16 protein-coding genes are annotated in these 22,447 nt (G+C 68.4%); 14 read left to right on the top strand and 2 right to left on the bottom strand.

What is annotated here, in order from left to right:
• Window positions 1–36 precede the first annotated feature (36 nt).
• The 4 genes from cooS (at window position 37) to DEFCA_RS0113325 (ending at window position 6,603) form a co-directional block, all read left to right on the top strand.
• On the top strand, window positions 37–1,992 hold the full coding sequence (gene cooS / locus DEFCA_RS0113340) for an anaerobic carbon-monoxide dehydrogenase catalytic subunit (RefSeq protein WP_025323520.1): 1,956 nt from the start codon (window positions 37–39) through the stop codon (window positions 1,990–1,992).
• Between the two features lie 18 nt (window positions 1,993–2,010).
• Complete coding sequence (gene acsB, locus DEFCA_RS0113335) at window positions 2,011–4,215, top strand: acetyl-CoA decarbonylase/synthase complex subunit alpha/beta (protein WP_025323519.1); 2,205 nt, start codon at window positions 2,011–2,013, stop codon at window positions 4,213–4,215.
• A gap of 92 nt (window positions 4,216–4,307) precedes the next feature.
• Window positions 4,308–5,660, top strand: coding sequence for an acetyl-CoA decarbonylase/synthase complex subunit gamma (gene acsC, locus DEFCA_RS0113330; protein WP_025323518.1), 1,353 nt, complete (start codon window positions 4,308–4,310; stop codon window positions 5,658–5,660).
• Between the two features lie 61 nt (window positions 5,661–5,721).
• Window positions 5,722–6,603 (top strand): dihydropteroate synthase, encoded by an 882-nt coding sequence (locus DEFCA_RS0113325; protein WP_025323517.1) that lies wholly within the window; start codon window positions 5,722–5,724, stop codon window positions 6,601–6,603.
• Between the two features lie 250 nt (window positions 6,604–6,853).
• Here the strand turns inward: DEFCA_RS0113325 and DEFCA_RS0113320 are convergent, their stop codons facing one another.
• The gene (locus DEFCA_RS0113320) at window positions 6,854–8,257 is read right to left on the bottom strand and encodes a citrate/2-methylcitrate synthase (RefSeq protein ID WP_025323516.1); all 1,404 of its coding nucleotides are present in this window, start codon (window positions 8,255–8,257) and stop codon (window positions 6,854–6,856) included.
• A 435-nt stretch (window positions 8,258–8,692) separates the two neighbouring features.
• On the opposite strand from DEFCA_RS0113320, the gene DEFCA_RS20825 reads away from it, so the two are divergent.
• The 3 genes from DEFCA_RS20825 (at window position 8,693) to DEFCA_RS20820 (ending at window position 12,319) form a co-directional block, all read left to right on the top strand.
• On the top strand, window positions 8,693–10,120 hold the full coding sequence (locus DEFCA_RS20825) for a hypothetical protein (RefSeq protein ID WP_025323515.1): 1,428 nt from the start codon (window positions 8,693–8,695) through the stop codon (window positions 10,118–10,120).
• Window positions 10,121–10,217: 97 nt separating this feature from the next.
• Entirely contained in the window at window positions 10,218–10,895 is a 678-nt protein-coding gene (locus DEFCA_RS0113305) for a response regulator transcription factor (protein ID WP_025323514.1), read from the top strand.
• Window positions 10,892–12,319 carry an ATP-binding protein gene (locus tag DEFCA_RS20820; protein WP_025323513.1) on the top strand — a complete coding sequence of 476 codons (1,428 nt, stop codon included), beginning with the start codon at window positions 10,892–10,894 and terminating at the stop codon, window positions 12,317–12,319. Before DEFCA_RS0113305 ends, DEFCA_RS20820 begins: the two co-directional genes overlap by 4 nt.
• Window positions 12,320–12,374: 55 nt before the next feature.
• On the opposite strand, the gene DEFCA_RS20815 is transcribed toward DEFCA_RS20820, so the two are convergent.
• The gene (locus tag DEFCA_RS20815; RefSeq protein ID WP_025323512.1) at window positions 12,375–13,919 is read right to left on the bottom strand and encodes a PHP domain-containing protein; all 1,545 of its coding nucleotides are present in this window, start codon (window positions 13,917–13,919) and stop codon (window positions 12,375–12,377) included.
• 327 nt (window positions 13,920–14,246) lie between these two features.
• On the opposite strand from DEFCA_RS20815, the gene glnA reads away from it, so the two are divergent.
• From glnA to bioA, 7 genes are all read left to right on the top strand, one after another.
• Entirely contained in the window at window positions 14,247–15,575 is a 1,329-nt protein-coding gene (gene glnA, locus DEFCA_RS0113290) for a type I glutamate--ammonia ligase (protein WP_025323511.1), read from the top strand.
• 181 nt (window positions 15,576–15,756) lie between these two features.
• On the top strand, window positions 15,757–16,413 hold the full coding sequence (locus tag DEFCA_RS0113285; RefSeq protein WP_025323510.1) for an HAD family hydrolase: 657 nt from the start codon (window positions 15,757–15,759) through the stop codon (window positions 16,411–16,413).
• 416 nt (window positions 16,414–16,829) lie between these two features.
• The gene (locus DEFCA_RS0113280) at window positions 16,830–17,765 is read left to right on the top strand and encodes a DMT family transporter (RefSeq protein WP_025323509.1); all 936 of its coding nucleotides are present in this window, start codon (window positions 16,830–16,832) and stop codon (window positions 17,763–17,765) included.
• A gap of 136 nt (window positions 17,766–17,901) precedes the next feature.
• Window positions 17,902–18,390 (top strand): thermonuclease family protein, encoded by a 489-nt coding sequence (locus tag DEFCA_RS0113275; RefSeq protein ID WP_025323508.1) that lies wholly within the window; start codon window positions 17,902–17,904, stop codon window positions 18,388–18,390.
• Window positions 18,391–18,712: 322 nt separating this feature from the next.
• Complete coding sequence (locus DEFCA_RS0113270) at window positions 18,713–19,627, top strand: class I SAM-dependent methyltransferase (protein WP_025323507.1); 915 nt, start codon at window positions 18,713–18,715, stop codon at window positions 19,625–19,627.
• A 149-nt stretch (window positions 19,628–19,776) separates the two neighbouring features.
• Window positions 19,777–20,592 carry a TrmH family RNA methyltransferase gene (locus tag DEFCA_RS0113265; RefSeq protein WP_025323506.1) on the top strand — a complete coding sequence of 272 codons (816 nt, stop codon included), beginning with the start codon at window positions 19,777–19,779 and terminating at the stop codon, window positions 20,590–20,592.
• Window positions 20,593–20,925: 333 nt separating this feature from the next.
• Entirely contained in the window at window positions 20,926–22,218 is a 1,293-nt protein-coding gene (bioA, locus tag DEFCA_RS0113260; RefSeq protein WP_025323505.1) for an adenosylmethionine--8-amino-7-oxononanoate transaminase, read from the top strand.
• The last annotated feature ends 229 nt before the right edge of the window (window positions 22,219–22,447 follow it).

The raw sequence follows: 22,447 nt of genomic DNA, 5'->3' as shown, positions 1-22,447 counted from the left end.
GGGCCCTGGGGAAACCACCGAGGGAGGAAACCGGTTATGGCGAAACTTCGAGAGATCCAGGACGTGACGATCTGTGAGACCACGGCCGAGATGCTGAAGAAGGCCCGCGACGCCGGGCTTTCGACGGCGTTCGACCGGGCCGACGAGATGTCTGCCTGCCCCATCGGCGCCAAGAGCGCCTGCTGCAAGCACTGCGTGATGGGGCCGTGCCGGCTGAGCTCCAAGGCTCCCTACGACAAGGTGGGCGTGTGCGGCGCCACCATCGACACCATCCAGGCCCGGAACTTCGCCCGGATGGTGGCCGCGGGCACGGCAGCCCACTCGGACCACGGCCGGGAGATGAGCGAGCTGTTTCTGAGCATCGCCAAGGGCGAGAACCCCGACTACCAGATCCGGGACGAGGCCAAGCTGCTGGCCGTGGCCAAGGACCTGGGCGTGGAGACCGAGGGCCGCGAGGTCAAGGACGTGGCCGTGGAGGTGGCGGAGATCTGCCTGAGCCAGTTTGGTCAGCAGCACGGCCCGCTGAAGTTCCTGGAGCGGGCCCCCGAGGCCCGGTTCAAGAAGTGGCAGGAGCTGGGCCTTCTGCCCCGGGGCGTGGACCGGGAAGTGGTGGAGATGATGCACCGCACCGCCATGGGCGTGGACCAGGACTACAAGAACCTGACCCTGGGCGCCGCCCGGTGCGCCCTGGCCGACGGCTGGGGCGGGTCCATGGTGTCCACCGAGCTGTCCGACATCATGTTCGGCACCCCCAAGCCGATCCGGGGCGAGGTGGACCTGGGCGTGCTCGACGCCAACAAGGTCAACGTGGTGGTGCACGGCCACGAGCCGCACATGCTCGACATGCTCTGTGAGCTGGCCGAGGACCCGGAGATGCTGGCCAAGGCCAAGGAGGCTGGGGCCGAGGGCATCAACCTGGTGGGCATGTGCTGCTCGGGCAACGAGCAGCTGATCCGCCGGGGCCTCAAGCACGCCGGAAACTTCATGCAGTGTGACGCGGTGATCATCACCGGCGCCGTGGACGGCATGATGGTGGACGTGCAGTGCATCCAGCAGGGCCTGGTGAGCCTGTCCCAGTGCTTCCACACCAAGTTCTTCACCACCAACTACCGGTGCAAGATCGAAGGCGCGGAGCACATCGAGTTCCACGGCACCGAGAACGCCCGGCAGTCCGGTGTGGAGCTGCTGACCAAGGCGATCGAGAACTTCAAGAACCGCGACGCCTCCAAGGTGACCATCCCCGACACCCGCGAGCAGATGATCGGCGGGTTCAGCCACGAGACCATCAACTACATGCTGGGCGGCACGTTCCGCGCCAGCTACACCCCGCTCAACGACAACATCATCAACGGCCGCATCCGCGGCGTGGCCGGGGTGGTGGGCTGCACCAACCCCCGGGTGAAGCACGACTGGGTGCACTACGAGCTGGTGAAGGAGCTGCTGGCCAACGACGTGCTGGTGGTCCAGACCGGGTGCTCGGCCATCACCATGGCCAAGATGGGCTTCATGCAGCCCGAGGCGGCGGCCAAGTACTGCGGCCCGGGCCTCAGGGAGGTGTGCGAGGCCGTGGGCATGCCGCCGGTGCTCCACTCCGGCGCCTGCGTGGACAACAGCCGGATCCTGGTGGCCCTGTCCGAGATGGTGAAGACGGGCGGCCTCGGGGACGACATCTCCGACCTGCCGGTGGCCGGCGCCGCACCCGAGTACATGAGCGAGAAGGCCATCGCCATCGGCCACTACTTCGTGGCCAGCGGCGTGTTCACGGTGTTCGGCGTGACCTTCCCGGCCATCGAGGGCACCAAGTGGGCCGAGTACCTCTTCGGCGGGATCGAGGAGGACCTGGGCGGCAAGTGGGCGTTCGAGAGCGACCCCAACAAGATGGCGGCGCTCATGATCGACCACATCAACAAGAAGCGCGAGGCCCTGGGGATCCACAAGAAGAAGGAGCGGGTGCTCTTCGATATGGAAGCCCGCCGCCAGCTCGAAGTCTAACCGAGGGAGGTCAACGATATGTCGAAGATTATCTGCGCTGCCGCGATCCGCGGGGCCCACGCCATCGTGGACCGCGTGGAGAAGAAGGTCAACGACGCCATCGCCAAGTTCGGCGAGGACAAAGAGGTCAAGTTGCCGAACACCGGGTACTACCTGCCGGTGATCTACGGCATCCTGGGCCACAAGGTCGAGACGCTCGGCGACATGAAGCCGGTGCTCGAGCGGTGCCGGGAGCTGCTGCCCCCCCACGTGGAGGACCAGCTCTGGGTGCCGTATCTGGGCCACGCCCTGGACGCGGGCATGGCCACCCTGTTCGCCTACGACATGGAAGAGGCGCTGAAGTACCTGGAGGACCCGATCCCGTACGTGACGGGTGAGGACCCCACCGAGGACAACATCTGGCTCGGCGCGGCCGACGACGTGATCATGCGCAAACGGGGCGTGGAGTTCGTGGACGGCTCGGCCCCCGGGTTCGCCGCGGTCGTGGGCGCGGCCCCCGACAACGAGACCGCGGTCAAGATCGCCAAGGAGCTCCAGGAGAAGGGCATCTACGTGTTCATGGCCTCGGAGCACAACGGCAAGACCTTTGCCGAGCAGCTCGTGGAGGCCGGGGTGCAGGTGGGCTGGCCCACCCGGCTCGTGCCGTTCGGTCGGGACACCTCGGCGGCCATCCACGCCGTCGGGTTCGCCACCCGGGCCGCCATGGCCTTCGGCGGGGTGAAGCCAGGCGACTACGCCGGCATCCTGCGGTACAACAAGAACCGGATCTTCGCGTTCGTGCTGGCCCTGGGCGAGGTCACCGACGAGTGGTACGCGGCGGCCGCGGGCGCCATCAACTACGGCTTCCCCACCATCGCCGACTCGGACATCCCCGAGATCCTGGTCACCGGCGTCTGCACCTACGAGCACGTGGTGTCAAACGTGCCCCACGACCAGATCGTTTCGAAGGCCATCGAGGTCCGGGGCCTCAAGATCCAGATCTCCAAGATCGACATCCCGGTCTCGTACTCCCCGGCGTTCGAGGGCGAGCGGATCGGTCGCGACGCCATGCACGTGGAGCTGGGCGGGCCCAAGGCCGACGGGTTCGAGTTCTGCCGCATGCTGGAGCTCGACCAGGTGGAGGACGGCAAGTTCGAGGTGATCGGTCCCGACCTGGACGAGATGGAGGTGGGCAAGACCTATCCGATCGGCATCTGGGTCGAGGTGGCCGGCCGGAACATGCAGCCGGACTTCGAGCCGATCCTGGAGCGCCAGATCCACCACCTCTTGAACGGCGCCGAGGGCATCCTGCACATCGGCCAACGTGACATCCTGTGGATGCGGGTGTCCAAGAAGGCCTACGAGGCGGGGCTGCGCCTGAGCCACTTCGGCACCATCCTCCACGCCAAGTTCCACAACGAGTTCGGTAAGATCCTCGACAAGGTCCAGGTGCGGATCTACACCGAGCCCGAGAAGGTGAAGGAGCTGATCGAGGAGGCCCGCAAGACCTACCGTGAGCGGGAGTCGCGCCTCGGGGCCATGACCGACGAGACCGTGGAGACGTTCTACTCCTGCCTGCTGTGCCAGTCGTTTGCGCCCGACCACGTGTGCGTGATCAGCCCCGAGCGGCCGGGCCTGTGCGGCGCCTACAACTGGCTGGACGGCAAGGCCGCCTACGAGATCAACCCCACCGGCCCGAACCAGCCGGTGAAAAAGGGCGACGTGATCGACGAGAAACTGGGCCAGTGGAGCGGCGTGAACGAGTACGTGTACCAGAACTCCCACGAGTCGGTGACCTCGTTCAGCGCCTACTCCCTCATGGTCGACCCGATGACCTCCTGCGGGTGCTTCGAGGCGATCGTGGTCCTGCTGCCCATGGCCAACGCGGTCATGGTGGTGGACCGGGACTTCCCGGGCATGACCCCCTGCGGCATGCCGTTCTCCACTCTGGCCGGGTCGGTGGGCGGCGGCGCCCAGACCCCGGGCTTCGTGGGGATCTCGAAGTTCTACATCGGCTCGAAGAAGTTCATCTCGGCCGAGGGGGGGATCAAGCGGGTGGCCTGGATGCCCAAGCACCTCAAGGAGTCCCTCAAGGAGGTGATCCAGAAGCGGGGCGAGGAGGAGGGCGTGCCCGATCTCTACGACAAGATCGCCACCGAGGAGGACGCCACCACCGAGGAAGAGGTGATGGAGTTCATGCAGAAGGTGGGCCATCCCGCCCTCGAGATGGATCCCATGATGTAATGCCCACGGCGGCGGGGAGCCCCGGGCCCCCCGCCGCCGGTTGGATGTTTCGAGATTCGCGCTACGCGCTTTGACGAAAGGAGTTAGGGATCATGGGACTCACGGGAATTCAGATCTACAAGCTGCTCCCCCAGACCAACTGTAAGGAGTGCGGGGACCCCACCTGCCTGGCGTTCGCCATGAAGCTGGCGGCCGGCAAGGCCGAGCTGGACAAGTGCCCCTACGTGAGCGAGGAGTCCAAGGCCAAGCTGTCCGAGGCCAGCGCGCCCCCGATCCGGGACGTGACCCTGGGCCAGGGCGACGCGGCCTGGAAGGTGGGCGGCGAGACCGTCAAGTACCGCCACGAGAAGACCTTCGTGAACCCCACGGCCATCGTGGTGGCCCTGTCGAACGAGCAGTCGGCCGACGACGTGGACACCCAGCTCAAATACCTCAACGAGCAGAGCTTCGAGCGGGTGGGCAAGATCCTGGCCCCCAACTGGGCGTTCCTTTGGGACCAGAAGAAGGACCAGGCCTCGTTCCTGGACCTGGTGAAGAAGGTGGGCGGCGCCACCGAGAAGGGCATCATCGTGTCGTCCGAGGACGTGGCGACGCTCAAGGCCGCGGCCGAGGCCCTGAAGGGCAAGAAGTTCGCGATCCACCCGGTCACTAAGGACAACGCCGACGACCTGATCGCCTTCGCCAAGGAGGTCGGCGCGGTGCCGGTGGCCCAGGGCGACACCCTCGAGGACCTGGCGGCCGTGGGCGAGAAGATCGTGGCCGCCGGCCTGAAGGAGGCCCTGCTCGACACCGGCTGGAAGGGCATCCGCGAGACCGTGACCGCCAACATCGCGATCCGGCGGGCGGCCCTGGACAAGAAGTTCCGGCCCCTGGGCTTCCCCACCATCGCGTTCCCCTGCGCCATGACCCAGGAGGTCGAACTGCAGGCCACCTACGCGGCCCTGCTGATCGACAAGTACGCCGGTGCGGTCGTGCTGAGCACCCTGGACCCGGCCGTGACCTACCCGCTGCTGGTGAACCGGCTGAACATCTACACCGACCCGCAGCGGCCCATGACCATGGACCAGGGCATCTACGAGATCAACAACCCCGGTCCGGACAGCCCGGTGATCGTGACCACCAACTTCGCGCTGACCTACTTCGTGGTGAGCGCCGAGGTGGAGGCGAGCCGGGTGCCCACCTGGCTGCTGATCATGGACACCGAGGGCATGAGCGTGCTGACCGCCTGGTCCGCCGGCAAGTTCGTGGCCGACGCCATCGCCCCGTTCGTGAAGAAGAGCGGCATCACCGAGAAGGTGAACCACCGCAAGCTGATCATCCCCGGGTACGTGGCCCAGATCTCCGGCGAACTCCAGGAGGAGCTCGGTGAGGGCTGGGAGGTGGTGATCGGCACCCGCGAGGCGGCCGACATTCCGAAGTTCCTGAAGGACTACGTCGGCCAGTAGAGCCGGTCCGTTTCGGGGGGCGCCGCCGGCGCCCCCCCGATTTCGCATCTGGAGGAACGAGATGAAGATCTTCACGATTGCCGAGAGCATCAACATCATGAGCAAGACCATCGGGCCCGCGATCCGCGAGAAGGACAAGGGTCCGATCCAGAAGATGGCCGAAGAGGAGCTGGCGGCCGGCGCCGACATGCTCGACCTGAACCTCGGCCCGGCCCGGAAGGCCGGCGACGAGATGATGCGGTGGCTGGTGGAGACCGTGCAGGAGGTCAAGAAGGACGTGCGCCTGGCCCTGGACACCACCAACACCGCCGCGGTGGAGGCGGGCCTGCAGGTGTGCAACGAGCGGGCGCTGATCAACTCGATCTCGGCCCAGCCCCAGAGCATGCAGGAGCGGCTGCCGCTGGTGAAGAAGTACGACGCCGACTTCGTGGCCCTGACCATGAGCGAAGAGGGCATCCCGCGGGACTCGAGCGAGCGGGCCGTGGCCCTGACCACCATCATGGCCATGGGTGACGAGCTCGGCATCGACCACGCCCGGTACTGGGTGGACCCGATCGTGCTGCCGGTGTCCGTGGACATCAACCAGGTCAAGGCCTACATGGAGTTCCTGCCCATGGTGAAGGACATCCTTCCGGGCGCTACGAACACCTGCGGCCTGTCCAACGTGTCGAACGGCGCGCCCAACGAGCTGCGGCCGATCCTGAACCGGGTGTACCTGATGATGCTGTACCACCTGGGCCAGGAGTCCGCGATCGTGGACTCGTACGACGCCGAGATGATGGCCATCTGCCGTGGCGAGCGGATGGACCAGGTGGAGTACGTGGGCAAGCTGATGAACGGCGAGGACGTGCAGCCCACCAACGACACCGAGAAGATGCTCTACAAGACCTTCAAGGTGCTCAACGGCGACGTGCTGTACTCCCACTCCTGGCTGGAGGACTAGCTCCCCCCGCCGGAACCGCACCAGACACGAAACGCCCCGGGCCGCCTGCGCAGCCCGGGGCGTTTTGTTTCGGATGGAAGGCCGAAAAGCTGGAAAGCTAGAAGGCTGGAAAGCTGGGAGGCCGGGAAGCTCGAAAGCCTGGAGTTCCCTCGCCCCAGGCCGAAGGCCCGAATCATACCAAGTTGCGTTCAGAGCTATTGGACCCCTTGCCCCGGCCCCCGATGGATCTCTGTTTGAACGCAACTTGGTATCAGAATCCCCGCTCGGCCGGGGAGGGGAACTCCTTGTGGAACTCGCCCACGTAGATGGCCCGGGGCCGGAAGATCCGGTTGTTGTGGAGGTACTCCAGGACCCGCGCGGTCCACCCGGCCACCCGGCTCACGGCGAAGAGCGGGGTGAACATCTCCGGCTCGATCCCCAGGCTCCGGTACACCAGGCCCGAGTAGAAGTCCACGTTGGGAAAGATCTTCTTCTCGTTGCCGAACCGGTTGAGGACCTCGGCCTCCAGCTGCTGGGCCACCCGGAACAGGGGCTCCACGTCCGGCTTGCCCCGGGCCAGGGCCTCGGCCAGCGGGCCCAGCACCCGGGCCCGGGGGTCATAGGCCTTGTACACCCGGTGGCCGAACCCCATGATCCGGTCCTTGGCGGCCAGCTTCTTTCCGATCCAGCCGGTCACGTCCCCGGTCTCGGCCAGCTCCTCGAGCATGTAGATCACCTGCTCGTTGGCCCCGCCGTGCAGGGGGCCCTGGAGCGCGGCCACTCCCGAGCCCACGGCCAGGTAGATGTCGGCCAGGGTCGAGGCCACCACCAGCGACGCGAAGGTGCTCGCGTTCATGCCGTGGTCGGCGTGGAGGATCAGGCACACGTCCATGACCCGCTCCTCGAGTGGGGTGGGCCGGCGGCCGGTCATCATGTACAGCAGGTTGGCGGCGTGACTCAGCTCCGGATCGGGATCCAGGGGCATCAGTCCCTGGTGCACCCGGGAGATCGCCGCGGCCAGGGTGGCCATGCCCGCGATCAGGTGGTAGGCGGACTGGATGCTGCCCGCGTCGTCCATCTGCTGGCTGGCCCGCAGCCGGCGGGCCCGGCTGCGGCGCTTGAACTCGTAGATCGCGTGGGTCTCGCCGCGGGGCTTGGTCTCCATGGGGATGGAGTCCTCGTCGGACCCGATGATGTTGCCCTTGACCGGGCGGCGCTCCCGGGAGTCTGCGTAGGTGAACTCCTGGCGCATGAGGTTCACGCCGAGCCGCAGGGCCGCCATGGGATGCATCTCTTCGATCGGAAACCCCATGAGCATCCGGAGGGTCTTGTTCACCCACCGGTACTCGGCCAGTCGGTCCCGGAAGGCCCGGAACTCGTCGGCCGTGGGCAGGCTGCCGTGCAGCAGCAGATAGCACACCTCCTCGAAGTTGGAGTGGGCGGCCAGGTCGAAGATGTCGTACCCCCGGTAGATCAGCCATCCCTTCGCGCCGTTCACGTACCCCACCCGACTCTCGCAGGCGATGGCGCCCTCCAGCCCCGGCCCCACGGTGCAGGTGACCGGCCACTTCACCCGTTTGGTGAGGCCCGGCTCCGGCTCGTTGGAGGTCTCGACCCGGGCCCGCTCGGCCGCCTTCAGGATGATGTCGGTGATGGTTTGGGTTTGGTGGTCCATGCGCGAGTCTCCTTGAGCAGGCTCCTCCCGCATGTGCCGACGCGCGGTTTCGAGGCGCACCCAGACGTCGGCAGGTAAGCCATGCCCCGGAGCGGGGCACCCCCCACGGTCTCTTGCGGAAGAAGCGGGAAATCGCCCCGGGGCACCGGCGAGCACGGGGCGCAAAATACGGCAGGGTGACGGACTCTACCAGGTTATGCCAAAAAACGCAAACATATCGAATGTTTGACCCCGCCAAACCCTTTGGCGTTCCTGTTTTCACGAAATCTTCACACTCCGTTCAGAGTTCCTTCACGCGCCCCCTTTAGGCTTGGCAAGCAGAAAAGCAGGAGGCCTAGCGTCAGGGCCCCTGCCGCCGGGACGCCGGGGGTTGCCTCCTGGCCTCCGGGCCCGGCGCCCTGTTCGGTGCTCCCCCATCGGGAAAGGAGGTGCGGCATGAAGAGGCGGATCGGAATCGGAGTCGGCTTTGCGGTGCTTTTGGGGCTTGCGCTGGGAGGCTGCGGGAGCAGCTCGTCCGGCGGGGGCCCGACAGACCCGCCGGAACCCGCGTTCAGCGCGGCTCGGTTCGGAACGGACGCGGCGAACATCACGAACGAGTTCTTCCCGTTGGACCCCGGAACCACCTGGACCTACACGAACGAAACCGAAGACGGGGTGGAAACGGACGTGGTCGAGGTGCTGGATGAAACCCGCACGGTGGCCGGGGTGGAGTGCCGGGTGGTCCACGACCGGGTGTTCCTGGACGGCCTCCTGATGGAGGACACCCACGACTGGTACGCCCAGGACGCGGACGGAAACGTCTGGTACCTCGGCGAGGCGGTGACGAACTACGAGTACGACGACGAGGGGAACGTGGTCGCCACGAACGACGACGGGGCCTGGGAGGCCGGCGTGGACGGTGCCGAGCCGGGCATCCTGTTCAAGGCGCAGCCCGCGGTGGGCGACTCTTACCGCCAGGAGTACCTGAAAGGGGTCGCTGAGGACATGGGCAAGGTCGAGGCCGTGGACGTGACGGTGAAGCTTGAGGACGGCACCGTGTACGAGGGCTGCGTGCAGACGGTGGAGTGGAACCCCCTCGAGGAAAACTCCGACGCCTACAAGTATTACTGCCCCGACGTGGGCGTGGTAAAGGAGGAAGAGGCCGAGGAACTCGTGGAGCTCCGGGCCGTGTTCCGGCAGGGAGCGGGCCGGGTGCCGGACTTTGGCGCGGCGGACTTCACGGACCCGACGACCGTGGACAACCCGTACTTTCCTCTCCAGCCGGGCACCACCTGGACCTACACGGCCGAGACCGAGGACGGGGTGGAGACCACGGTGGTGGAGGTGCTCGACGAGACGCGGGTGGTCAACGGGGTGGAGTGCCGGGTGGTGCGAGACCGGGTGTACCTGGGCGACGGGCTCCCCCTGGACACGGAGGACCTCCTCATCGAGGACACCCACGACTGGTACGCCCAGGACGACGCGGGGAACGTGTGGTACATGGGCGAGGACGTGGTGAACTACGAGTACGACGACGCGGGGAACGTGGTGGGCGCGGACAGCGAGGGATCGTGGGAGGCCGGCGTGGACGGTGCCGAGCCCGGGTACCTGATGCTGGCGTCGCCTGCCGCGGGCACCTCGTATTACCAGGAGTACTATGAAGATGAGGCCGAGGACATGGCCTATGTGGTGGCCACAGGGGTGACGGTGGAGCTCGAGGACGGCACCGTGTACGAGGACTGCGTGCAGACCCTGGACTGGAACCCCCTGGAGCCGGATGTGATGGAGTACAAATGGTACGCCCCCGGCGTGGGGGTGGTGAAGGAAGAGGCCCTGACGGCCGACGAGGTCGTGGAGCTTACCGAGGTCACACCGGCACCGTGACCATTGCCCGACGTGGGAAACCTGTGGGAGCCTTCCCCCAGCGTACGGGGGAAGGCTCCCGTTCGGTAAGGGATGGCGCAGATCCGGGAGGATGGCCGTGCGACTCCTGATCGTCGAAGACGACGTGGACCTTTCCAACGCCCTGACCCGTGGATTCCGCGAGGAGGGGTTTGCCGTGGATCAGGCTTTCGACGGAGAGGACGGACTCTACCTGGCCCGCACGGGCGAGCACGACCTCGTGGTGCTCGACCTCATGCTTCCCGGCATGGACGGCTTCCGATTGCTCGAGACCCTACGAGCCGAGGGAAATGGGGTTCCGGTGGTGTTCCTCACCGCCCGGGGCGACGTGGAAGACAGGATCCGGGGGCTCCGCCTGGGCGGGGACGACTACCTGCCCAAGCCGTTTCGGTTCGAAGAGCTGCTCGCGAGGGTCCGCGCCGTGTTGCGGAGGACCCACGGCGTGGGACAAGCTGTGCTGGTCTGGGGGGCGCTTCGCCTGGACGCGGAGGCCCACCGGGTGTTCTGGGGCGAGGAGGAACTGCCGCTTACCCCGAAGGAGTTCCAGATCCTCCAAGCTCTCCTACTGCACAAGGGAAAGACCCTCTCCCGCACCCGTCTGAGCCTCCAGGTGTACGATCACGCCTTCGACGCCGAATCCAACGTGATCGACGCCCACGTGGCCAACCTGCGACGAAAGCTCAAAACAGCGGGCGGTGAACGGGTGATCGAGACCGTCAGAGGAGTGGGGTTTCGCATCCCGGAGACGCCGGGATGACCTCGATCCGGTCGCGCGTCCTCGTTCCGCTCCTCCCGCTGACCGCCCTGGCGTTGTTCCTGACCGCGGCCGGCATCCACGAATCCTTTCGCCGGGACCTTATGGCCTCGTTCGACCACGGGCTCTTGGTCACGGCCCAGGCCCTGGCCGCGGGGGTCGAGGTCGAGGTCGATGGAACACCGGCCTTTGACCCCGAGGACCTGACCGTGCCGGAACTCTCGGAGCGTAGGGGTGACTTCTTCTACGTGATCTTGGGGCCAGGGGGGCAGGTGGTGGCGCGGCACCCGGGAGCCCCGGAGATTCCGCCTCCCGGCGGGAGCGCCGGGGCGCGCGTGCTCGCCGGGCCGCCCGGCTTTCGCACGGCGTTCTTGCCGGTGGTGCGGGAGCCGGAGCGGGATCCGGAGGATGTGGACGAATGGAAGGCTGCGCATCCCGGGGAGGCGCTTCCGGAAGCGGTTCCCCAAACCTTGTGGGTGGTGACTGGCCGGGCCCTAAAGCCGGTGGACAAGGCCCTTGTCCGACTTCGTCGACGCCTCATGTGGGGATTCGGCGGTCTTTTCGTGGCGTTGGCGCTCCTGCCCACCTGGATCATCTCCCGGGCGTTGAGCCCGCTCGAGGATTTGTCCCGCCAGGCGGACGGGATCAGGCCCAACGATCCATCGGTGAGATTGCCCGAGACCGGCGTAGCCGATGAGATCCGTGGCCTGGTTCAGGCGCTAAATCGCGCCCTCGAACGCCTCGGAGCGGCGTACGAGCGCCAAAAACGGTTTTCCGCGGACGTCGCCCACGAGCTGCGGTCTCCCCTTGCCGCGGTGCAGACCGAGTGCGAGGTGGCGCTGCGCCGGCCCCGTCCGGCGGAGGACCTGCGGGGGGCGCTCGAGCGGGTGCTGTGCCGGGTCCGAAAGCTCGCCGCCATGGTGGAGGATCTGCTGCGCTTGTCCCGTCTCCAGAACGGGGTGCTCCCGGGGGATCGCGGGGAGATTGATCTGGCGTTCGTGGCTGCCGAGGCCGCGGCTCTCCACCAGGCTACGGCGCAGGCCAAGGGCGTGGCTTTGGAGGTGCGACGGCAGGATCCGGTTCGGGTCAGGGGGGACCCTGGACTTCTAGAGGAGGCCGTATCGAATCTGGTGGAAAACGCGGTGCGCTACACGCCCCCGGGGGGCCGGGTGGAGGTGAGGGTGCGGCCCGGACCTCCCCCGGCTGTGGAGGTCACCGACACCGGCCCAGGGATTCCCGCCGAGCATCTCCCCAGAATCTTCGAGCGGTTCTACCGGGTGGATCCCTCCCGATCGCGGGAGGACGGAGGCTCCGGGCTGGGCCTCGCCATCGTGCGGGAGATCGCCCGGTTCCACGGGGCCGAGGTCCGGGTGGAGAGCGAGACGGGCGGGGGATCCACCTTTTGCCTCGAATTCCCGAAGAGTTGAAGGGGCCCGGATTGCAGGCCACCGCGTCCGGCGCAGGCGCCGGCAGCTTGCCGTGTTACCCGGATGCTCCAGCGTCCTCCGCAACGCGGGGGAGAAGATCGGTAGCCGGGCAGGCCGCCTGGGTTGCGCCGCGGGCTGCCCGGGTTCCGCGAAGGGCTCGTAGCTCCCTGTGGGCCGACACCGCTCCAGCCGCTGCGCACGCCAACGCCAGGCCAACCGTCTCGAAACCGATCTCGGCGGGGAAGGAAGAAACGGTTGCTCCGGAGGCCCAGACGGCGACCCACTGGAACCCGCGATAGCCCAGTCCGGCGGACAAAATCCACAGGCTCGGCGCGAGCAGGAAGCGCCCGGGCCGTGGGACCCCTCTTCGCCTCAGGCCAGCCCATAGGAAGGATAGAGCGCCTGTCCAGACCCACCAAACGAGGACCCGCAGAGGGGAGAGCTCCGAAAGGTAGCGCACCGTTTCGAAAAAGGGCGCGGTCACGATCCGGAACCATCCCGGCTGGACGAAAGTCCCGGCGATCACGGGGACGAAGGCCTTTCTGCGGCGATGCCGTAGGAGCCAGAGAACATCCCCGGCTTGGCTCGTTCCGAATGGGGGGCGTCGGACTAGGGTCCAGGTCCGAAAGATGCCTCCCCACCCATGCCAGTCGGAAGAGGCGATCAGGGGGATACCCTGTTCCCGGGAGGCGGCCAGGAGGGCGCGCCGAACGGCGGGTTCCAGGGCTGGGTGGCCCGAGTTGGAGATCTCGAAAGCGTCGACCCCCAGGTCGATCAGCCGATCAATGTCGGACGGGGAGAGCCGGTACGAGAGGGCGATCACAGCCCCTTCGTGATCCCGGTGTACCGCCCGGACGAATCTGGCCTCAAACGAGGGGTCTCCGCGGCCGTTGCGTCTTGGAAGCTCGATGCCGGGACGAAGTCCTATCCCCAGAAGGTACGGCCCCAGGGGGCTCCGGACCTCCACCCCCGGGATTACGGCCGGTTTGGCCGGGGCGTGCGAGCGCGCCGCCCTGACGGCCGCGAAAGCCCCCGCGGGACGCTTGTGTTCGGTAACGGCCACCAGGTCGTACCCGGAGGCGGCGAGGGCTCCCAGGTTGGCATCCGCCGATACGAGGCCGTCGTGGGATCCGTAGGTGTGCGTGTGAAGGTCCGCGACGACCCATGCGGGGTCGTCGCACACCAGGCGCCATCCGGGCAGGCGCACGGCCACGCCGAACCCGAGCCAAGCCGCCAGAAGCCCTGCGGCGGCGACCCCCGCGCCGGCCGCCCCCAGGATTCTGCGCCTCCCCTTTGTGCCCCGGTGCCGCACCAGCCACCATCCGGCCGCGCCCAGTGCCACCCACACGAGGGTCGCAACGCCGGCCCTTCGGAAATCCGGGGCCCCGGCTAGCACGTAGACCGGAGCGGCCAGGGGCTCCAGCAGCACGGCGGTCAGCGGCATCTCCAGGTGAACCCCTGGAATCCTGGCGCCGTCGCGGGCGTCGAAGGGGCCCTGGGGGGGGGAGGCCGGGAGAAACGAAACGATCGTCAGGACGCCCAGGCCGATCCACATCCATCGCTGGCGTGCCGGGCGGGTGGGCACGGTGATCGAGGCCATGGCACTGTCCCTGGTCTGGGCCCACGCAGAAGAAAGAGGCGGGCTGGGGTGCTCCGGGGATGGCTCGGCTGGAAGGGTAAGGAACGGAATCTGAAGGAGGCGTGAACGAACTTTGAAGAAGGCGTGAAGATAGGGGGCCCACGAGGGCCTTGGCACTGTGGCGGCCTATCGGAGAACCCTGCCGGGACGGATCCCCCGGAACGCGGGAGGGGCAAAGGAAGGATGGAAAGCGCGATTCCCGCCGGCAAGGGTTGAGACGAGTAGTCCGGCAGGGTATGCTCCAGCGCCGTTGTGTCGGTGTGTTCCCCATCCGAAGGAGAAATCGTCGTGACCAAGAAAGAGATCCTGGAGATCGTCGAGCGCGAGAACATCCACTTCTTCCGGTTGCAGTTCGTGGACATCTTCGGGTTCATGAAGAACGTGGCCATCCCCCGGAGCCAGATCGAGAAGGCCCTCGACGGCAAGATGATGTTCGACGGCTCGTCCATCGACGGGTTCGTGCGGATCAACGAGTCCGACATGTACCTGAAGCCCGACTTCTCCACGTTCCGGGTGCTGCCGTGGCGGAAGAAGGACGGCCGGGGCGCGGCCCGGATCATCTGCGACGTGTACAAGGCCGACGGCGAGACCCCGTTCGAGGGCTGCCCCCGGGGCAACCTGCGGCGGGTGCTCGACGAGGCCAAGAAGGACGGGTTCACCATGAACGTGGGCCCGGAGTGCGAGTTCTTCCTGTTCAGCCTGGAGGACGACGAGCCCACCACCATCACCCACGACAAGGCCGGCTACTTCAGCGTGGACCCGGAGGACTACGGCATCGCGTGCCGCCGGGAGATCATCGAGACCCTGGAGCAGATGGGGTTCGAGATTGAGGCGAGCCACCACGAGGTGGCCGAGGGCCAGCACGAGATCAACTTCAAGTACGCCGACGCCCTGTCGTGCGCCGACAACGTGGTCACCTTCAAGTGGGTGGTGAAGACCATCGCCCGTAAGTACGGGCTCCACGCCACCTTCATGCCCAAGCCGGTGTTCGGGATCAACGGCTCGGGCATGCACACCAACCAGTCGCTGTTCCGGCTCGACGGCTCCAACGCGTTTTTCGACCCGGAGGCGCCCTTGCAGCTGTCGGACACGGCCCGGCAGTACATCGCCGGCGTCCTCAAGAACGCCCGGAGCTTCGTGGCGGTCACGAACCCCCTGGTCAACTCCTACAAGCGGCTGGTGCCGGGGTACGAGGCGCCGGTGTACGTGGCGTGGTCGGCCTCGAACCGGAGCGCCCTGGTGCGGATCCCGGCCGCCCGGGGCATGTCCACCCGGGTGGAGGTGCGCTGCCCGGACCCGACCTGCAACCCCTACCTGGCGTTCGCCATGATGCTCAACGCCGGGCTCGACGGCGTGCGCAGCCAGCTGGAGTGCCCGGCGTCCACCGACGCCAACATCTTCGCCATGACCGGCCAGGAGAAGGTGGAGGCCGGCATCGCGAGCCTGCCGGGGTCGTTGGCCGAGGCTCTGGACGAGTTCGAGAAGAACCCCTTGAGCCGGGCCACCCTGGGCGACCACATCTTCGAGAAGTACCTGGAGGCCAAACGCAAGGAGTGGGACGAGTTCCGCATGGCCGTGACGAACTGGGAGCTCGACACCTACCTGGGCATCTACTGATCGGGCCGGTGGCGGCCCGGGGCGCCCGGACCCGACTCCGGGCGCCCCGGTTCGTTTCGGCGCCGGACAACGGAGGAAGGGTGCTTGGGTTCGGGCTCGTTGCCGACGGTGGGGCTGGGGGCCCCTCCTTCGCTGGACGGCCTCGCAGGGGCGGCTGCCTAGCGGGCCGAAGGCCAATCGGATGACGCGAGCGGTTGTGTTCGATCTGGACGGCACCCTGGTGGACAGCCTGGCCGACATCGCCCGGGCCGGCAACGCGGTGCTGCGGCGCCGGGGGCTCCCCGAGCACCCGGAGGACGCCTACCGCCGGTTCGTGGGCGACGGCATGGAGATGCTGGTGCGCCGGATCGTGCCCGCCGGATCGTCGGAGGACGAGGTGGGCCGGGTGCTGGCAGACCTGCGGGCCGAGTACGCCCGGAGGTCTCTGGAGACCACCCGGCCGTACCCGGGGGTTCCGGAGCTTCTGGACCGGCTCGTGGCGCGGGGCATTCCGTTCTCGGTGGTCACGAACAAGCCCCACGAGCCGGCGGTGGAGATGGTCGGGGCCCTGCTGGGGCGGTGGCGGTTCTCCGCGGTGATCGGGGCGATGCCCGACCTGCCCCGGAAGCCCCACCCGGCCGGCGCCCTGCGCGCCGCGGCCGTGATGGGCGTGGAGCCGGAGGCCTGCCTGTACGTGGGCGACACCGCCACCGACGTGGCCACGGCCCGGGCCGCGGGCATGGTGCCGGTGGGCGTGCTGTGGGGGTTCCGGGGCGAGGCAGAGCTCCGGGAGGCGGGGGCACGGCATCTGCTCCGGCGGCCCGAGGAGCTGCTGGCCCTTTTGGCCCCCGCCGGTTGAACCGCAGGTTGGCTTTGTCGCGGGCCGAGAGCCGCCCGGCCGCCTAGCTGCCGAGCGGGCCGAAGGCCCCCGACCGACGACCGACGTTACTACTGTCGTGTACCGGATCGTGCTGTTCCCAAGGGGTGGGGCTGGGGGCCCCTCCTTCGCTGAACGGCCTCGCAGGGGCCGCCTCGGCGCAGTCCGCTGCGGCGCGTGAGAGCACGCGCCGCGGCCGCTCCCCTGGCGCCGGGCGGCCCGGGCTGCTCGGCCGTCGCGCTTCGTCGGAGCCCCCAGCTCCACCGCCGGAATGGATATACTTTTTGCGTAACAGAACACTAGCTGCCGAGCGGGCCGAAGGCCCCCGACCGACGACCAGCGACCAGCGACCAGCGACCAGCGACCGACGACCGACGTTACTACTGGAAGGGGGCCCCTTGGCATCCCACACCGTCACCCTGTCCCCGCCGTCGTCCCGATGGATCCACTGGGTGTCGGCGACCTTCGTGATCCTGCTGTGGGGAGGCTCCTATGCGGCGACCCGGGCCGCGGTGCAGGAGTTTCCGCCCCTGCTCCTGGCCTTCCTGCGCTTCGTGCTGGCGGCGGCCCTGTTCGTCCCCCTGGTGCGGGCCCGGTGCCGGGGCGTGCGGCTTGCCCCGGAGGACCGGTGGGCCGCGGCCGGGCTTGGGTTCACGGGGGTGACCCTCTACTTCGCGTTCGAGAACCTGGGGCTGGCCCGCACCACCGCGAGCCACGGGGCCCTGATCATCGCGACGATCCCCCTGGCCACCCAGCTCGCCGAGGCGGCCCGGTCCCGGCGCCGGCCCCGGCTGCGGGTTCTGCTGGGGTTGGGCACGGCCCTGGCCGGGGTGGGGTTGATCGTGGGCGCCGACGAGGGGGCGGGGGCGAGCCTCCTGGGGGACGGGCTCATGTTCGGCGCGGTGTTCGCCTGGGTGGCGTACACCTTCCTGGCCGACCGGCTCGGTCGGCGGTACCCGAACCTGTGGGTGACCCAGGCGGCCATGGTGAGCGGGGCCGCGTTCCTGGCCCCCCTGGCCGCGGTGGAATGGCTCGTGGCCCCTGCGGTCGGGCTTCCGTCGCCGGGTGCCTGGGCCGCGTTTCTGTACCTCGCGGTGCTGTGCTCGGCCCTGGGGTACCTGCTGTGGAACGCGGCCATCCCGGCGCTGGGGGTCACGGCGGTCAACAACCTGATCTACGGCATCCCCCTGGCGGGGGTGGCCTCGGGCGTGGTGTTCCTGGGCGAGCCGTTCACCTCGCGCACTCTGTGGGGGGCGGCCTTGGTCCTCGCCGGGGTGTACGCCGCCACCGTGACCCGGGGGTTCAAGAAAGGCGCGACCGGTGCCGTTCCTTAATCTGCGCCCCCGAACCGCGCCGCGGAAGGAAGAGGCACGTCCTTTCGGCAGAGCCGGAGGTTCGGGGAGGGGATGAAAGGGGGGAATCCAGGCCTCCGGAGGTGAGAACACGGTGCGGCGCCCCGATCGGACACGAATGCCCTGGTGGATTCTGCTGGGAGCCGTCCTGTCCCTGGCCGCCTGCGGCCTGTGGCGGGGGGAGTTCGAGGGCAGGGTGGTGCGGGTGCTCCGGGGCGACACGCTCAAGGTCCAGAAGGAGAACGGCCGGATCGTGCGGGTGGTGCTGGCCGGGGTGGACAGCCCCGAAAAGGGCCAGCCGTACGAGAAGCAGGCCCGGAAGTTCACGATGTCCAAGGCCGAGGGCCAGCGGGTGGTCGTGAAGATGCAGGGCCGGAACCGGTACGGCCACATCCTGGGGGTGGTGATCCTGCCCGGGGGCCGGAACCTGAACCGGATGCTGGTGGAGGAGGGCCTGGCCTGGGCCGTTCCCGACTACGACGAGGACCCCAAGCTCCGGGAGCTGGAGGCCCGGGCCCGGCGGTTCCGGAAGGGCCTGTGGCGGAGCGACGCCCCGGTTCCCCCCTGGCAGTACCTCCGCAAGAAGACCTGGCGGGATCACGACTGATTCCAAGTTGCGTTCAAACAGAGATCCATCCGGGGTCGGGACAAGGGGCCTGGTTCCGGCCGTGCGTGAGTGCAGCATCCGACTTACGCTGCATCCGGCACTCAGCCCTGGTGCTCCTTGGACGTTGGGACAGCGAACGTTGACAAGGTATTTTCGGGATCGTCGCGAGGCAGGCATCGGCTGAGTGCCGGATGCAGCGACTGTAGGAGCCACGCCCGGCGATCCACCAGGCCCCTTGCCCCGCCGGATCAGGGGCCGATCACCTTGAACGCAATTTGGTATGATTCCGAAACCTGCCTACCCGCGGGCCGAAGCCCCACCCATGACCAACGACCAACGACCAACGACCAACGACCGAAGTTACGGAACCTACCGGCTCCTGGACACCGGTGAAGAGCTGCGCCTCGAACAGGTGGGCCCGCTGCGACTGGTGCGCCAGGGGCTGGCAGCGGTATGGCCTCGCCGGCTGGCGCCGGCCGAGTGGGAGCGGGCCGACGCCGTTCACCACCGCAGCGACAAGGGCGGAGGGCGGTGGGAGTGGCGCCGGAACGCGCCCCGGGAGTTCCCCATCGCCTATGGGGGCTTGCGGTTCCACGTGCGGCTCACCGACTTCGGCCACCTGGGGCTGTTTCCGGAGCAGGCGGAGAACTGGGCCTGGCTGCGGCAGACCCTGAGGCGGCTCGCCCGCCACGGGCGGCCCCGCGTGCTGAACCTGTTCGCCTACACCGGCGGCTCCACCCTGGCCGCGAGCCAGGCCGGTGCGGCCGTGGTCCACCTGGACGCGGCCCGGGGGGTGGTGGAGTGGGCCCGGGAGAACGCGCGCCTGAACGGCCTGGGCGACCACCCCATCCGCTGGATCGTGGACGACGCCCTCAAGTTCGTGCGGCGGGAGGGTCGGCGGGGCAACCGCTACCAGGGGATCGTGCTCGACCCCCCCACGTTCGGCCGGGGGCCCAAGGGCCAGGTGTTCAAGATCGAAAACGACCTGGTGCCTCTCCTCGAAGCCTGCGCCCAGATCCTGGACGACGGCCCGGCCTTCGTGCTCCTGAGCTGCCACACCCCGGGGTTCACGCCGACGACCCTGGGAAACCTTCTCGAGGCCGCGGTTCCCCGCCGGCCGGACCGGATCGAGACGGGCGAGATGCTCGTGCGCGACGAAACGGGCCGACCCCTGCCCAGCGGCGCGTACGCCCGCTGGGTAGGGGTCGGGGGACAGACGTCAGAGGACAGGTCGTGATCCGCATCGCGTGTCGCCCGGCTTCAGGGGGCGAAGCCGGGGGGAAGGGGGATGTGCGGCATCGGACGTTCCCCCGTGCATCGCCCCCAGGGCCGGCCTGCCAGCCCTTTCCTACCGCCCAGGCGCCACGCCGCCCGGCCGCCTAGCCGATGTTCATCCAAAGCCCCCGGAACCCCCGGATCAAGGCCGTGGCCCGGCTCCTTTCGAGCCGGCGCCACCGGGACCGGGAGCGGCTCACCGTGGTGGAGGGGCTGCGGGAGGTCCGCCGGTGCCTGGACGCCGGATGGCGGCCCGCAGAGGCGTTCGTGTGCGAGCCCCTGCTGGGCCCGGAGGGGCTCGCCCTGGCGGAGCGGCTCCGGCGGACAGGGTGCGAGCCCGCATCGGTGTCGGTCGAGGCGTTCGCCCGCATCGCCTACCGGGAGGAGAGCGGCGGCATCGTGCTGGTGGTTCCCTACGACGACACGGCCCTGGACCGGCTCGACCCGCCCGATCCGGCGTTCCTCGTCGTCGTCGAGGGCGCGGAAAAGCCCGGGAACGTGGGGGCCATCCTCCGAACGGCCGACGCGGCCGGGGTCCACGGCCTGGTGTTGTGCGGCCTCGGAACGGACCTGCACAACCCCAACGTGATCCGGGCGAGCCTGGGCACCCGGTTCTCCGTGCCCTGCGCCGAGGCCCCGACCGACGAGGTGGTCTCCTGGCTCCGGCGAAGGGGCGTTCGGCCGGTGGTGGCCACCCCGGACGCCGACCGGGTGTACACTGAGGTGGACCTCACCGGCCCGGTGGCCGTGGTCACGGGCAGCGAGGCCCACGGGCTCTCCGAGGCATGGCGGCGGGACGCCGAGCTGAGGGTGCGCATCCCGATGTTCGGCGCGGCCGACAGCCTCAACCTGGCCACGGCCACGGCCCTGGTGCTGTACGAGGTGGTGCGGCAGCGGGGGGCCTGTTTCTGGCCGGCCAGAGACTAGAGACTAGAAACTAGAGACTAGGAACTAGGGAAATTCCGGGTAGCCCGGCCCGTTAGGCGGGCGCTCCAGCAGGCCCCACGCCCCCCGAGCTTTGGCGCGGTTCGAGAGCCGCCTAGCCGCCTAGTGCCCAGCGGGCCGAAGGCCCCCGACCGACGACCAACGACTGACGACCGACGACCGAAGTTACTGGAAAGCCCCCATCGGCCCTGGAGGACCCTACACGTGCGGCGTACCCTGACGCCCCCCGCCGCCGGGTTGGCGAGAGCCACTTGCCCTGGGGGCCAAGAGACCGAAGACCGTCGACCGTAGACCGAAGTTCCATGGGACCAAGCCATGCCCGAGCTTTCGTTCGACTGGATCGCCTTCGACCGTGAGCATCTGTGGCACCCCTACACGGCGGTGGAGAGCCCGGTGCCCGTGTTTCCCGTGGTGGGGGCGCGCGGAGTGAGGCTCGAGCTGGCGGACGGCCGGACCCTGATCGACGGTATGGCCTCGTGGTGGTCGGCCATCCACGGCTACAACGTGCCGGAGCTCAACCGCGCTGCCGCCGAGCAGCTCGAGCGCATGAGCCACGTGATGTTCGGGGGGCTCACCCATCCCCCGGCCGCCGAGCTGGGCCGGCTCCTGGTGGAGATCACGCCCGAGCCCCTGGACCGGGTGTTCTTCTGCGACTCGGGCTCCGTGGCGGTGGAGGTGGCCATCAAGATGGCGCTCCAGTACTGGCAGGCCCGGGGTCGGCCCGAGAAGCGGCGGCTGCTCACGATCCGCCAGGGCTACCACGGCGACACCTTCGGGGCCATGGCCGTGTGCGACCCCGACACCGGCATGCACCGGATCTGGCGGGGCATCCTGCCGCAGCACCTCTTTGCCCCGGCCCCCCGGTGCCGGTTCGGCCAGCCATGGGACGAGGGCGACATCGCCGAGTTCCGGCGGCTCATCCGGGAGCACCGGCACGAGGTGGCTGCGGTGATCCTGGAGCCCGTGGTCCAGGGCGCCGGGGGCATGTGGTTCTACTCGCCCCAGTACCTACGCCGGGTGCGGGAGCTGTGCGACGAGCACGAGGTGCTGCTGATCGCCGACGAGATCGCCACCGGTTTCGGCCGCACCGGCCGGCTGTTTGCCTGCGAGCACGCCGACGTCGCGCCCGACATCTTGTGCGTGGGCAAGGCCCTGACCGGCGGCTACCTGACCCTTGCGGCCACCCTGACCACCACGCGGGTGGCCCAGGGGATCTGCTCGGGCGAGCCGGGGGTGTTCCTGCACGGCCCCACGTTCATGGCCAATCCGCTCGCCTGCGCCGTGGCCGCGGCCAGCGTGCGGCTGCTGCTGGAGGGCCCCTGGCAGGAGCGGGTGGCCCGGATCGGGCAGGGGCTGCGCCAGGGCCTGGCCCCCTGCGCCGCCCTGCCCGGGGTGCGCGACGTGCGGGTGCTGGGTGCGATCGGCGTGGTGGAGCTCGAAGAGCCGGTGGACATGGGGAGGGTGCAGCCCCGGTTCGTAGAAGAGGGGGTGTGGGTCCGGCCGTTCGGCCGGCTCGTGTACGTGATGCCCCCCTACGTGATCTCCCCCCAGGACCTTGCCTTCCTGACCGCAGCCATCTGCCGGGTGGTCGCCGAGATCGGCGGGTGAGCCGGGCCTTTGCCGGGGAATCGCCTCGTGATCCCCCCTGGGCAGGGGAGACCCGGCGGCCGGGGTGTCGGCGGGAGAGTCAAGTGCTCCCGCTCACGTGCCGAATGGATAGAACTGATACCGAGTCGCGCTCGAACCGGGGGCCCCTCGGGGGCAAGGGACCTGCATTTCAGGAATCAGGACCCGGTGGACAGAAGACAGGGGAAAACCGCTCCTGCGATTTTCCTGT

The sequence above is a fragment of the Deferrisoma camini S3R1 genome, from assembly GCF_000526155.1.
GTDB lineage: Bacteria > Desulfobacterota > Deferrisomatia > Deferrisomatales > Deferrisomataceae > Deferrisoma > Deferrisoma camini.
The sequence above is the reverse complement of the archived record's forward strand: the minus strand, read 5'-3'. Positions and strand labels throughout refer to the sequence as shown.